Origin of the sequence: Rhodococcus sp. NPDC019647, assembly GCF_044389235.1 — a bacterium.
In the GTDB taxonomy this organism is placed as follows: domain Bacteria; phylum Actinomycetota; class Actinomycetes; order Mycobacteriales; family Mycobacteriaceae; genus Rhodococcus_F; species Rhodococcus_F oxybenzonivorans.
The window spans coordinates 80,323-92,528 of record NZ_JBIRXS010000023.1 but is presented as its reverse complement, the minus strand read 5'-3'; the positions used below and the strand labels follow the sequence as shown (position 1 = coordinate 92,528).

The window sequence follows — 12,206 nt, the reverse complement described above, 5'->3', positions numbered from 1 at the left end:
ACCTTGGCGGGTGCTGCTCTACATCCTCGAACTGGTGGGCATCGCGGCGTTTGCGGCGTCGGGTGCGCTGGTGGGCGTGACGAAGCGGCTCGACATCTTCGGGGTGTGCGTGGTCGGTGTCTTCACCGGTATCGGTGGCGGCATCGTCCGCGACCTCCTGCTGGACATCCATCCGCCCACGTCGCTGGGGAGCTGGCCCAACTTCGGCACTGCTCTCGGCACGTCGTTGCTGGTGTTCTTCCTGCACTCGGCGCTCAGCCGACTGCGTCGCGAGATCCTCGTGCTCGACGCGGTGGGTATGGGCCTGTTCGCGAGTACGGGTGCGGTGATTTCACTCGAGCACGGCGCGAGCCCACTGGCCTCGTGCCTGATCGGGGGCACGGCGGCTATCGGCGGGGGGATATTGCGCGACGTGTTGGTGAACGAAGTTCCGCTGCTGCTCCACAGGGATCTCTACGCAATTCCCGCGCTCCTGGGGTCGGCGCTGGTGGTCGTGTCGAGTGAACTCGGGTCCGGTCCGAACGCCGCTCTGATCGCGGGCACGGCGCTGGCCTCGATTCTCCGTCTGCTCGCGCTCTGGCGAAAGTGGAGCCTGCCGGGACCGCGCATCGTGGAGTGATCACATCCGGCTCCGTACCGACCCTTCTCAGCCATTACTCAGTCGGCCGGGTCAAACTGTCGGGTATGCGCATTCTGGTGGTCGACGACGATCGGGCCGTGAGGGAGTCCTTGCGGCGGTCCCTGAGCTTCAACGGGTACTCGGTGGAACTGGCCGTCGACGGTATCGATGCGCTCGAGAAGGTGGCGGCCGCACGACCGGATGCGCTGGTGCTCGACGTGATGATGCCGCGCCTCGACGGCCTCGAAGTGTGCCGGCGGCTGCGGAGCACCGGTGACGACCTGCCGATCCTAGTTCTTACCGCTCGCGACTCCGTGTCGGAGCGGGTCTCGGGACTCGATGCGGGAGCCGACGACTATCTTCCCAAACCGTTTGCCCTCGAGGAACTGCTCGCCCGGCTGCGCGCTCTGCTACGCCGGGCGGCGCCCGAACCGGGAATCGACTCGGAGAAGATGACCTTCGAGGACCTGACCCTCGACCCGGTCACCAGGGAGGTGACGCGCGGCGAACGGTCCATCAGCCTCACCCGTACCGAGTTCTCGCTGTTGGAAATGTTGATGGCGAACCCGCGCCGGGTGCTCACCCGTGGCCGCATCCTCGAAGAAGTGTGGGGTTACGACTTCCCGACGTCGGGCAACGCCCTCGAGGTCTATGTGGGGTATCTGCGTCGCAAGACGGAGGCTGATGGGGAGCCGCGCCTGCTGCATACCGTGCGGGGCGTCGGCTACGTGCTGCGGGAGACTCCGCCGTGATGGCTGTGCCGTTCCACCGAACCGCCGACAAGCCGGGGTTGCCGGGGCACGAACCGCTTGCCACCGGCCGATACCACACCGGACCGATTCCGCTGCCGCCGGAGATGCGTCCACCGATGCCGTTGACGCGGTCGGTGTCGCTGCGCTGGCGTGTCACGCTCCTCGCGGCGTCGGTAGTGGCAATCGCGGTGGCCGTGATGGCGATCGCCGCCTACGCGGTGGTGTCCCGGGCGCTCTACGCGGACGTCGACAATCAGTTGCGCACGCGCGCATCGGCGTTGATCGACAGCAATCTGGTGACGTTCGACCCGCGCTACATCGCGGGTGCGACGCTGTACACGACGGACATCAGTGTGGCGCTGATCTTCCCGGACCTCGACACGTACACGCCGCCCGGTTCGAGTGTTCCCATCGGCGAGCCCGAGTTGGCGGTCGCCCGTGGTGAGGAGGGCACGTCGCTGCGTACTGCCGAGAACCAGCGGGTGCTGGCCGAGCGCACCCAGGACGGCAGCACCCTGGTGATTGCCCAGCGCCTCGCACCGACCGGTGCGGTGCTGGACAGACTGGCGTGGGTGCTGTTCGTGGTCGGTGCGTGCGGTGTCGTTCTCGCGGCGGTCGCCGGAACGACGGTGGGACGCACAGGGCTCCGGCCGATCGCGCGGCTCACCGCGGCCACCGAGAGGGTGGCGCGCACCGATGACCTGACCCCCATGCCGGTGACGGGTAACGACGAACTCGCGCGGCTGACCGAGAGTTTCAACACGATGCTCCGGGCGCTGGCCGAATCACGTGAGCGCCAGAGCCGGTTGGTGGCGGACGCCGGTCACGAACTGCGGACACCGCTCACCTCGTTGCGGACCAACATGGAATTGCTGATCGCGTCGAGTCGCCCTGGCGCCCCGCACATTCCGGACGAGGACATGGCCGAACTGCGCACCGACGTGGTAGCGCAGATCGAGGAGCTGTCCACCCTGGTGGGCGATCTCGTCGATCTCGCCCGCGAGGATGCGCCCGAGACGGTGTTCGAGCGCGTCGACCTCAGCGAGGTGGTGGAGCGCTGCCTCGAGCGGGCGCGCCGCCGCCGCAACGAAATCGACTTCACCGCCGTCACCGTTCCATGGTTCGTCTACGGCGATCACGCCGGGTTGTCCCGGGCGGTATTGAACGTGCTCGACAACGCGGCCAAGTGGAGTCCCACCGGTGAGCAGGTGCGTGTGATGATGAAGCCTGCCGGCGAGGGATTGCTCGAGCTGACGGTGGACGACGCCGGCCCCGGCATCCCCGAGGAAGACCGCGAGCTGGTGTTCGACCGCTTCTACCGTTCCATGGCGTCGCGCTCGATGCCCGGCTCGGGATTAGGGCTCGCCATCGTGCGGCAGGTAGTCGTCAAGCACGGAGGCACCATTGCCGTGGACGTCTCCGAGCGGGGCGGTGCACTCATCCGCATCGTTCTTCCCGGGGAACCGGAGTCGGAATAACCTGGGGAAGGGTTGGGCAAACTCAAAGGCCGGTCTCAGGACCTTCTCAGTCCCACCGGGCACTCTCGTACACAGAGACGGTGCGGCTGCCCCTGCGGGTGGCCGCGGGAGATGGAAGTGATGCGATGACCGAAGATCGAAACAGTTCCGACAGCAACAGTCGCGACACCGGTGACCAGGCTGCCCGGCCCACTCCGGGCTACCAGCCGACCGAGCAGTTCCCGACCACGCCGCACCGCCCTACCGGGCCGGGCCCGCAGGCCTACGGATCGGCGGGCTACCAGCAGGGGGCCCCGTACGGCGTTCCACATCAGTCCACACAGCAGTTCGGGCAGCCGCAGCACGGCTCGGGACCCCAGCAGGCCGCCCCGCAGCAGGGAGCGCCCACGGGGTCGTTCTCCGGTCACTACGGGCCGGGACAGCCGGCGTCGGCAGCGACGGCCAAGCGTCCCGCGCGGACGGCCATCGTCGTCGGGGCCGTCGCACTGGCGTTGGTGAGCGGCGGCATCGGCGGTGCCGTCGGTTCGCTCGCTACCCAACGGGACGGCAACGGCGCGGCGGTGACCAACTCACTCGACGCTCCGAAGAACAACACCGCAACTCCCGCGGTCAACGCCCCGGCGGGCTCGGTGCAGGCCGTCGCGAACAAGGTGGTCCCGAGTGTCGTCCAGATCGAGGTCGCAACCGCCGGCGGATCCGGTGGGGAAGGGTCGGGGGTCGTGTTGTCCTCCGACGGTCTCATCCTCACCAACAATCACGTCGCCGGCGCGGCGGCGAGAGGGGGCAAGCTGACGGTGGCCTTCTCGGACGGCAGCACCGCGGACGCAACCCTGGTCGGCGCCGACCCGGTCTCCGACCTGGCTGTCATCAAGGCGTCGGGCAAAACGGATCTGACACCCATCGAACTGGGAACGTCCGCCAACGTCCAGGTGGGCCAGCAGGTGGTGGCGATCGGTTCGCCGCTCGGGCTGGCAGGCACGGTCACCGAGGGAATCATCTCCGCCCTCAACCGTCCGGTGTCGACCTCCGGTGAGTCGGGCAACCAGAACACCGTCATCGACGCCCTGCAAACCGACGCGGCGATCAACCCGGGCAACTCGGGTGGCGCTCTCGTGAACATGGACGGGCAACTGATCGGGATCAACACGGCGATCGCGAGTATCGGCGGAACCGGAGCGGGGGAGCAGAGCGGCTCCATCGGCCTCGGATTTGCGATCCCGGTCGATCAGGCTCGCCGCATCGCCGACGAGTTGGTCGACACCGGCAAGGCCACGCAGGCCATCATCGGCATCCAGGTCCCGTCGCAGGATGCCGCCAACGGTGCCACCGTCGTCGAGGTGACGCCGGGCGGCCCGGCCGAGAAGGCCGGAATTCCGAAGGGGTCGGTGATCACCAAGGTCGACGACCGTGTCATCACCAGCGGTGACGCCCTCATCGCTGCCATCCGTTCCCACGCACCAGGAGACACAGTGTCCATTACGTACTCGGACGGAAACGGGTCGAACACCAAGACCGTCGATGTCACGCTGGGAACCGCAGAACAGGGCGGCCGATGATGAACGCAGGGATCCTCGGGCAGGTCGAGTCCGTGTTGAACGGGGCCACTACGGTAGGGACCATGGATATCGAAGCCTCGCTGGCCGGCCGCGCGCTGGTAGTTATCGTCGACGACCGCACCGCCCACGGTGACGGCAAGGACTCCATCGGTCCGCTGGTCACTGAGTTGCTCAACGAGGCCGGGTTCATCGTCGACGCCATCGTCGCGGTGGCAGCCGACGAGGTCGAGATTCGCAACGCCCTCAACACCGCCGTCATCGGCGGGGTCGACCTCGTCGTCTCCGTCGGCGGTACGGGTGTCTCGCCGCGTGACGTCACGCCCGACGTCACCGCGGAGGTACTCGACCGGGAGATTCCGGGAATCTCCGAAGCGCTGCGCACGTCCGGACTTGCAGCAGGTTCCCTCGACGCCGGTTTGTCGCGCGGTCTCGCGGGTGTGTCGGGGAGCACGCTGGTGGTCAACCTGGCGTCTTCGCGCGCTGCCGTGCGAGACGGCATGGCGACGCTGACGCCACTCGCGTCGCACGTCATCACCGAGCTGTCCGGTCTGGAAGGCTGAGCCATCTCCACTTCCCCTCCGTCGGACGGCGAGCCGACCGAGAACGCAGCACCGAGCCGGGCCCCGATCGACAGGGCCCGGCTCGCGCGCATCTTCGGGGACGTCTTCCCCGACACCACCGCCGACGAACGCGAACCCGGCGGATCTCACGCTGTGGGACGAGACGAGGAATCCGCGGAGTGGTTTCGGCGACAGGTGCCCCCTCATCACGGATGACCGACTGTTGAATCAGCGTGAATTTTAATGTTGGCGTCGGTTACGGTAAATGCATTCCTTCCAAAAGGCCAGGTAAAACTACAACCCCTTGGCGTGTGTCCACAGAAAATTACTGACGAGTAACGTTCATCGTTCAACTATGTGAGGTACATCACAAACCTGTCACGAGACGATCACGTTGCCGGGATCGTTAGGGAAGGTTAATGTCCCTGGCGAGTCAGTACTGAAATGGAGGGGCGGGGCGTGGTGCCACGTCGTCGCCGGATCGGCCTCGTTTGTGAGGTTGGTCTCTAGCGTCACATTCCCGGTAACTGGTCGTGCGCAGTTCACTTTGCGGACACCTTTGCTGCGAATACTGCGCTGGGCCCGAAATGGACCACTCCTCAGCTTCGATCGTCGGGGCTGGGAACCTGCACGAATCCTGATGAGGGGAACGAATGAGCGAGAACCGCAAGTCCGGCCTGCGCCGTGGCGCCCGTATTGCAGGCCTGGGTGCTGCTGCGGCTGTTGCACTCGGTTTGATGTCCACTGGTGCGGCGAGCGCGGATACTTTCATCCCGCTGCCTGATGGTTCGAAGGCGGGCCCGAATGCCACGCTGACGCGTACCGGGGAGAGCGCGTTGTCGTCGCCGTCGTTGGCTGCCAATGGTGCCGGTCGGGTGGCCTGGGTCTCGGGAACTGTCGTTGCTGATGTCAAGGGCATCAAGGAAGCGACCGACGTTCCCGAGGGAAACAGCACGGCGAAGACCGAGGGTTCGTACAACGGTACGAACGGGACGACGACGCATGGTGTTTCGCGGGTGTCGACCGGGTACATCGTGGGTTGCCAGGTCGATATCACGGGTCTGTCGGCGAACCCGACTTTCAGCCTGGGGCTGGACTCGTTGACGACGAGCACGTCGTTGAGCGTTCCGCTCAACTCCGGTGAGGTCAAGTACGTTCCGGTGGCCGCGAAGGACATCAAGAAGGACGGCGTGTACGCGCTGCAGTACCAGGATGCGGAGCTGCAGGTGCAGAAGTGCGGTGGATTCGCGCAGGCTCGGTCGTACTCGGTCGTGGAGATCGTGGGTAACGACTACTCGAAGTCCGTTCTGTACGGTGCGCCGTTCAGCATCGGCTGATTCGGCTCGTTCGCAGTTCTTTCCACCCACCTTCTCGCGTGTGCGAGTTATATCCCTGAGAGGGAACAATGATCATCAATCGTAAGAACGGTGTGCGTCTGGCCGCGGTCGGTGCCGCTGCTGCCGCGACCATGGGCTTCTTCTCGGTCGGTGCGGCGAACGCTGACACGTTCGTTCCGCTGCCCGGTGGTTCGATCACGCAGACTCTGGCCGACGGCACCGTGGTGACGGTGAACCTGACCGATGAGAGTGCGAACATCTCGCCGTCGCTGGGTTCGACTCCGTTGCACCGCAACGTTTGGGTCAACGGCAAGGCCTCTGTCACGCTCGACGGAGCCGGTGCCAAGGGTGCCACCATCACCCCCGGCTACATCCTCGCCTGCCAGGTCGACTTCGGCGCGAGCGGCAAGGGAACCACGAGCACTGGGAACCCGGTCGAGAACGCCGACGGCACCATGACCATTCCTGTCACCGGTGGGGCCAACGGTGGAATCACATTGGGTCCCGGCCAGGCGAAGAACGTGACCATTCTCGACCTCGAGAAGAAGGACGCCTACGGCTCCGAGTCGCACACAGGCGGCAACAAGTTCACGGGTAAGAATGGCTCGGTCACCTGGTCCGACGCGACCCTCGCCGTGGGCGGCTGCGCCGGCTACGCCCAGGCTCGCAGCTACGTCAAGGTCGCCGTCAGCACCGACAACGTGACCAGCAACGTCACCCTGTGGGGACAGCCCTTCAGCATCGGCTGATCGCTCTCCTCCATAAAGAAACACAAAACCCGAAATCGGGGCGTGGAATTACTCACGCCCCGATTTTGGGCTTTCTGCAACGGGTTATTACGTGAAGATCACGCGACATTTTGGCAGGTAACGCGCGTGTAAATGTACGTATTCGGATGTCACGATACGGACTCTTATGCTTTAGCTTAAGACCTCGCTAGGTGTGAGGAATTCTCCGAAGGTCGGAGCAACCCGCACTTGATGAGGGGAACGAATGAGCGAGAACCGCAAGTCCGGCCTGCGCCGTGGCGCCCGTATTGCAGGCCTGGGTGCTGCTGCGGCTGTTGCACTCGGTTTGATGTCCACTGGTGCGGCGAGCGCGGATACTTTCATCCCGCTGCCTGATGGTTCGAAGGCGGGCCCGAATGCCACGCTGACGCGTACCGGGGAGAGCGCGTTGTCGTCGCCGTCGTTGGCTGCCAATGGTGCCGGTCGGGTGGCCTGGGTCTCGGGAACTGTCGTTGCTGATGTCAAGGGCATCAAGGAAGCGACCGACGTTCCCGAGGGAAACAGCACGGCGAAGACCGAGGGTTCGTACAACGGTACGAACGGGACGACGACGCATGGTGTTTCGCGGGTGTCGACCGGGTACATCGTGGGTTGCCAGGTCGATATCACGGGTCTGTCGGCGAACCCGACTTTCAGCCTGGGGCTGGACTCGTTGACGACGAGCACGTCGTTGAGCGTTCCGCTCAACTCCGGTGAGGTCAAGTACGTTCCGGTGGCCGCGAAGGACATCAAGAAGGACGGCGTGTACGCGCTGCAGTACCAGGATGCGGAGCTGCAGGTGCAGAAGTGCGGTGGATTCGCGCAGGCTCGGTCGTACTCGGTCGTGGAGATCGTGGGTAACGACTACTCGAAGTCCGTTCTGTACGGTGCGCCGTTCAGCATCGGCTGATTCGGCTCGTTCGCAGTTCTTTCCACCCACCTTCTCGCGTGTGCGAGTTATATCCCTGAGAGGGAACAATGATCATCAATCGTAAGAACGGTGTGCGTCTGGCCGCGGTCGGTGCCGCTGCTGCCGCGACCATGGGCTTCTTCTCGGTCGGTGCGGCGAACGCTGACACGTTCGTTCCGCTGCCCGGTGGTTCGATCACGCAGACTCTGGCCGACGGCACCGTGGTGACGGTGAACCTGACCGATGAGAGTGCGAACATCTCGCCGTCGCTGGGTTCGACTCCGTTGCACCGCAACGTTTGGGTCAACGGCAAGGCCTCTGTCCACCTCGAGGGTGCAGGCGCCGAAGGTGCGGATATCCAGCCGGGTTACGTCCTCGCCTGCCAGGTCGACTTCGGCGCGGAGGCGGGTGCCGAAGCCGGGACGGAGATGACGCTCAGTGAGCTCGCGTCGGGAGCGGTCGCGATCCCGTTCTCGGGCGGCGCCGGTGGGGGCGTCACCCTAGGCCCCGGCGAGGCAGTGAGCGTCGATATCCTCGACCTTGAATCGGCCGATCCGTACGGCGCTGAGTCACACTCGGCATACAACAGCTTCGAGGGTACTGATGGTTCGGTGACGTGGGCTGATTCGACCCTCGGTGTGAGCGGCTGCGCGGGATACGCCCAGGCACGGTCGTATGTGAACGTGTCCGTCGAGACCGAGAACGTGAGCAGCACCGTCACCCTGTGGGGACAGCCCTTCAGCCTCGGCTGACTTCTTCTGTAGCGCTGAGACGTCGGGCCCGTGCACTGGACTGTGCACGGGCCCGCGTCCGTGTGGTGACGGAACTTATCGGCGCGTCTTCTCCAGGTTTGCGGCCTTGTCTGCGGGCATGGAGTGCGCGCCGCCTGCAGTGGTTCCCGAGGAGTCGGTTTCGAGGCTCGCCTCGAGGATGTCGCGAATCTGAATCAACAGGTCGGCCTCGCTCGCCTTCTTGTCGGCGGGTTCGGTGATGAACCGTTTCTTCGCGGCGTTGGCAGGAACGATGAGGATGAAGTAGACCACCGCCGCGATGATCACGAAGTTGATGACGGCAGTGATCACGGCCCCGACATTGATGAAGGTTGCGGGGTTGTCGGAGAGGACCTGGTAGCCCCACCCGAGATCGTTGGCTCCACCCGCGACTGCGATGAGCGGGTTGATCACGTTGTTGGTGAACGAGGTCACGATGGCGGTGAACGCGGCCCCGACGACTACGGCGACGGCGAGGTCGAGGACGTTCCCCCGAAGCAGGAAGTCCTTGAATCCCTTGAGCATGTCGATGTCTCCTCCAGTGGGTGGCACGTCAGTCGGCACTGTCCGGGCAAAAGCCTAGATCAGAGGCGGCGCAGGTGGCGGATCACTGGAATGTCACGGTGATCGCATTGGTGAGCGATGCAGCGGCCACCGTGGTGGCCTCGGTTGCCGGCAAAGCCAGCATCACCACGCGATCGCGCTGGTCACGGCCGTTCCCCGACGGAGTGACCAGTACGACGACGGCGTCGGAGGCCAACACGGTGGCATTCTGCGGCCGACCCGAGTGTGCTGGTGTGTCCGAGTCGACGGTCAGGACATCGACGCGATCACCTTCCCTGAGAAGTTCCGCCACTGCCGGATCAGCGAGGCGAACCGGGACTATGCGCGCATCCTCGATACCCGCGGCGGTCGCTGCCAGACGTGGTCCCAGCACTCGCACGTCCGTGAGTGTTTCGCCTGCGCGAGCTGGGCTGGCGAGTGTGCGACCACTGACATCCGACAGTGCCGTGACGGCTCCGTCGGGAAGGCTCCGCACTTCGAGTTGCCGTACCTCGAGATCGGTATCGACGAGGATTCGTCCCGGTTGAAGGTCGCGCACAGCGACCACGACGGGAGAGTGAGCAGAGTCGGGGTCGCCGCGAAGTCCGAGCGCGACGGCAAGGCACGCCAGACCGGCTGCTGCTACGCGTCGTGCGACGAGGGTACGTGCCCAGCTCGGGTGGGTGAGGTCGGACAGGCGATCGAACCAGGAAGGACCGAGGCTTCGGTGCGCCCGGGTGACCCGATTCCGGGCGGGGTTGCGTGACATGATTCGACGCTAGGACCCCACCCGGCCCGCGAGGGGCAGCGACCGGCCTGCCTGTGGATAGGCGAGAAGTTGTGGATAAAGAGGTTCCGCGAGTGAAGTTAGCTGGCTGCAGCCTTGGCCGGCGCAGCGGTCGCGGTGCTCGTCGAGCTAGAAGACGCCGTTGACGAACTTTCCGCCTTCGCAGCGGGCGCGGACTCGGTCTTGGCGGGTTCGCTGGCGGCTCCCGAGGACCCGCGGCTGTCGGTGCGGTAGAAACCGCTGCCCTTGAAGACGATTCCGACGGAGTTGAACAGCTTGCGAAGCTTGCCCGAGCATGCAGGGCAGACGGTCAGCGAATTGTCGCTGAACGACTGAACGATGTCGAAGCGGTTATCGCATTCCGTGCACGCGTATGAATAAGTGGGCACTGGGGCTCCTCCGCACTGTGTAGTCAAACCGCAGGTGTTAGCACTCTACAGTCGACAGTGCCAACAACGCTAATCAGCACCTTATTCCGCGGCATTTCTTCCCGGGACGGACTCGACGTCCTCGCCCAGGCGGACGAGTCCGGAACCTGGTGTCAGTGCCCAGCCCATCCGCACGTCATGAGGATCTTCAGGGAGTTCTGCCACCAGTTCTCCGTCGCGGACCACCGTGATCAGACGGGTCTGCGGTGTCGCGAGTCCGAGCGTGCGGTCGTAGAAGCCGGCTCCTCGCCCGAGGCGGACGCCTCGCCGATCGACTGCCAGAGCGGGCACGAAAACGATCTCGGCCGTCCGGATTTCTTCGGGATCGAGGACGGCTCCTGTCGGCTCGAGCAGGCCGTATGGTGCATCGACCAGCTGCCGGGCACCGGTGTATTCGGACCAGAACAGCGGCCCGGGACCACGGGTGACGGGGACGAGGACGCGTCGAACGATGCCGGCTAGGGCGTCGAGCAGATCCACCGACCCCGGCTCGAGTGCCGTGGGAACGTACGCACAGACCACCGAATCGGCCGCGACACCGACTGTGACCAGTTCGGCGAGTGCCCGATCCTCGGCCGCTCGCACGCCTGAGTCCAGTACACGTCGGCCGGAAAGTACCTGTTCCCGCCACTCGGCTTTGCTTCGCGCCTGCATGCGACCACTGTAGGAGCACCCGAGCAGGCATTCTCGGCGGGTTCTCCGTGGCCGTTCACGGCCGCTTGGTGACTGCTGAGTAGCTCTACACAGTTATGGTGTGGGGCATGACAGATGCCGTTCCGCACACCAACAGCGCCTTTCGCACGGCGGTCGTGCCCGCAGCAGGAATGGGTACCCGATTCCTGCCGGCGACCAAGACGGTGCCGAAAGAGCTGCTCCCGGTGGTCGACACCCCGGGTATCGAGCTCGTCGCCGGTGAAGCTGCTGATTCCGGGGCCGGACGCCTCGTGATCGTGACGTCGCCGGGCAAGGACGGTGTGGTTGCCCACTTCGTCGAGGATCTCGTCCTCGAGAGCAAGCTGAAGGAGAGCGGCAAGTATCACCTTCTCGAGAAGGTTCGGAAGGCTCCGGGCCTCCTCGAAGTCGAATCCGTCGTCCAGGATCAGCCTCTCGGGCTCGGTCACGCCGTCAGCTGCGCAGAATCGGTTCTCGACGACGACGAGGACGCCATCGCCGTACTCCTGCCCGACGACCTGGTGATGCCCCGGGGCGTACTGGAGACCATGGCCCGGGTGCGCCACAAACGCGGCGGCACCGTCCTGTGCGCGATCGATGTACCCAAGGATCAGGTCAGCTCCTACGGCGTCTTCGAGGTCGAAACGGTGCCTGATGCCGTCAACCCGGACGTCCTCAAGGTCACCGGAATGGTGGAGAAGCCTGCCATCGAGGACGCTCCCTCGACCTTCGCAGCAGCCGGCCGCTACATCCTCGACCGGGACATCTTCGACGCCCTGCGCCGTATCGAACCGGGAGCGGGTGGTGAACTGCAACTCACCGACGCCATCGCCCTCCTCATCAAGGACGGCCATCCCGTGCACGTGGTCGTGCACCGCGGAACGAGACACGACCTCGGAAATCCCGGCGGGTACATCCGCGCTGCTGTTGACTTTGCCTTGAACAGCGACGAGTACGGCCCGTCGCTGCGTGAATGGCTGACCGACCGATTGAAGCGGGCGGATTCCTAGAAGCTCGGGAGGCACGA

14 protein-coding genes are annotated in these 12,206 nt (G+C 65.0%); 10 read left to right on the top strand and 4 right to left on the bottom strand.

From position 1 onward, the window contains the following. The first annotated feature begins 10 nt into the window (after window positions 1–10). From ACH49N_RS29130 to ACH49N_RS29090, 9 genes are all read left to right on the top strand, one after another. A complete protein-coding gene (locus ACH49N_RS29130) occupies window positions 11–619 on the top strand; it encodes a trimeric intracellular cation channel family protein (RefSeq protein ID WP_159924993.1) in 609 nt (202 codons plus the stop codon). Between the two features lie 65 nt (window positions 620–684). Continuing rightward, entirely contained in the window at window positions 685–1,371 is a 687-nt protein-coding gene (locus tag ACH49N_RS29125; RefSeq protein ID WP_109335292.1) for a response regulator transcription factor, read from the top strand. After that, the gene (locus tag ACH49N_RS29120) at window positions 1,371–2,849 is read left to right on the top strand and encodes a HAMP domain-containing sensor histidine kinase (RefSeq protein ID WP_358275960.1); all 1,479 of its coding nucleotides are present in this window, start codon (window positions 1,371–1,373) and stop codon (window positions 2,847–2,849) included. Before ACH49N_RS29125 ends, ACH49N_RS29120 begins: the two co-directional genes overlap by 1 nt. 125 nt (window positions 2,850–2,974) lie before the next feature. Continuing rightward, on the top strand, window positions 2,975–4,405 hold the full coding sequence (locus ACH49N_RS29115; RefSeq protein ID WP_358275962.1) for a trypsin-like peptidase domain-containing protein: 1,431 nt from the start codon (window positions 2,975–2,977) through the stop codon (window positions 4,403–4,405). Continuing rightward, window positions 4,405–4,965, top strand: coding sequence for a molybdenum cofactor biosynthesis protein B (locus tag ACH49N_RS29110; protein ID WP_109335291.1), 561 nt, complete (start codon window positions 4,405–4,407; stop codon window positions 4,963–4,965). The genes ACH49N_RS29115 and ACH49N_RS29110 overlap by 1 nt, the downstream gene beginning before the upstream one ends. A gap of 653 nt (window positions 4,966–5,618) precedes the next feature. After that, window positions 5,619–6,302, top strand: coding sequence for an MspA family porin (locus ACH49N_RS29105; RefSeq protein WP_317766493.1), 684 nt, complete (start codon window positions 5,619–5,621; stop codon window positions 6,300–6,302). 68 nt (window positions 6,303–6,370) lie between these two features. Then, the gene (locus tag ACH49N_RS29100) at window positions 6,371–7,051 is read left to right on the top strand and encodes an MspA family porin (protein WP_317766495.1); all 681 of its coding nucleotides are present in this window, start codon (window positions 6,371–6,373) and stop codon (window positions 7,049–7,051) included. Window positions 7,052–7,295: 244 nt separating this feature from the next. Next, a complete protein-coding gene (locus ACH49N_RS29095) occupies window positions 7,296–7,979 on the top strand; it encodes an MspA family porin (protein WP_317766493.1) in 684 nt (227 codons plus the stop codon). 68 nt (window positions 7,980–8,047) lie between these two features. Continuing rightward, window positions 8,048–8,731, top strand: coding sequence for an MspA family porin (locus ACH49N_RS29090; protein WP_358275967.1), 684 nt, complete (start codon window positions 8,048–8,050; stop codon window positions 8,729–8,731). 75 nt (window positions 8,732–8,806) lie between these two features. Here the strand turns inward: ACH49N_RS29090 and mscL are convergent, their stop codons facing one another. From mscL to ACH49N_RS29070, 4 genes are all read right to left on the bottom strand, one after another. Then, window positions 8,807–9,274, bottom strand: coding sequence for a large conductance mechanosensitive channel protein MscL (gene mscL, locus ACH49N_RS29085; RefSeq protein WP_317766498.1), 468 nt, complete (start codon window positions 9,272–9,274; stop codon window positions 8,807–8,809). An 82-nt stretch (window positions 9,275–9,356) separates the two neighbouring features. Beyond that, window positions 9,357–10,061: an SAF domain-containing protein gene (locus tag ACH49N_RS29080; RefSeq protein ID WP_109332592.1), complete on the bottom strand. Its 705-nt coding sequence runs from the start codon at window positions 10,059–10,061 to the stop codon at window positions 9,357–9,359. Between the two features lie 98 nt (window positions 10,062–10,159). Continuing rightward, on the bottom strand, window positions 10,160–10,468 hold the full coding sequence (locus tag ACH49N_RS29075) for an FmdB family zinc ribbon protein (RefSeq protein ID WP_109332591.1): 309 nt from the start codon (window positions 10,466–10,468) through the stop codon (window positions 10,160–10,162). An 81-nt stretch (window positions 10,469–10,549) separates the two neighbouring features. Next, on the bottom strand, window positions 10,550–11,161 hold the full coding sequence (locus ACH49N_RS29070; protein ID WP_358275970.1) for a 5-formyltetrahydrofolate cyclo-ligase: 612 nt from the start codon (window positions 11,159–11,161) through the stop codon (window positions 10,550–10,552). 107 nt (window positions 11,162–11,268) lie between these two features. Between ACH49N_RS29070 and ACH49N_RS29065 the strand changes: the two genes are divergently transcribed. Then, window positions 11,269–12,189: a UTP--glucose-1-phosphate uridylyltransferase gene (locus ACH49N_RS29065; protein ID WP_109332588.1), complete on the top strand. Its 921-nt coding sequence runs from the start codon at window positions 11,269–11,271 to the stop codon at window positions 12,187–12,189. Window positions 12,190–12,206: the final 17 nt, after the last annotated feature.